The sequence below is a fragment of the Halomonas sp. DQ26W genome (assembly GCF_003339685.1).
Taxonomy (GTDB): domain Bacteria; phylum Pseudomonadota; class Gammaproteobacteria; order Pseudomonadales; family Halomonadaceae; genus Halomonas.
In genome coordinates, this window is the sequence record NZ_QPKI01000072.1 from 1 (window position 1) to 704 (window position 704).

A 704-nucleotide genomic window follows, 5' to 3' on the forward strand; every position below is an offset into this window, starting at 1 on the left:
ATCTCCTCACCCTCAGGGCCGACCACGAAGGCGACCTGGGGGCCGTCGACGCGGGGCTTGGGGTCGGGCTCGGGGCGCCAGGCGGTGTCGGCGGGGGTGAGCAGCAGCTCGTTGTAGTAGCGGGTGCTGTCGTTGCCGCCGATGCCCTGGCGGTCGCTGGCGGCGACGCCCACGGCGTCTTCCTCCAGCGCCTGGGGCTGCCTGCCGTGATGCACCACCGAGACCACCTGCCAGTCGCGGTTGAGGCGCTCGGCATCGTGGTCGGTGAGGGTGAAGCGGTTGCCGGGAGCGAGCTCGGGCAGGTCGCTCTCGGCCTCGGCGGTCAGCGCATCGTGGCGCAGGTGTTCCAGGCGGATGCGGGTGAAGGCCTCGCCGGAGGCGTCGGCCTTGTAGCGGCCGGGGTAATCGTAGTGTTCATACCCTTTATCAACGACGCCCCGCTGCGCCTCCAGTCCTTCGGCCATATGTTCGTGCAGCTGGGCCTGATGTAACTGTGAATAGCCCGGCTGCCTGAAGGAGTAGTCCTTGAGCATGGCCGAGGCGGGGCGGACCCGGGAGACCTGCTTGAGCTTGCGCAGGTGGCGCAGCGGCGGCGTGCCGCCGGCGCGGCCGTGATAGGTGCGCTCACCCAGGCTGGCCAGCACCTGGGGGTCGTCGGCGAAGACCAGGCGGTGGGCGCCACCCACCTCATCCTCGCCTGTCTC

1 protein-coding gene is annotated in these 704 nt (G+C 70.0%); it reads right to left on the reverse strand.

The window, feature by feature from the left end:
- Window positions 1-704: contractile injection system protein, VgrG/Pvc8 family (locus tag DU490_RS16955; protein ID WP_258801717.1), on the reverse strand; the 704-nt coding region annotated here is incomplete at both ends.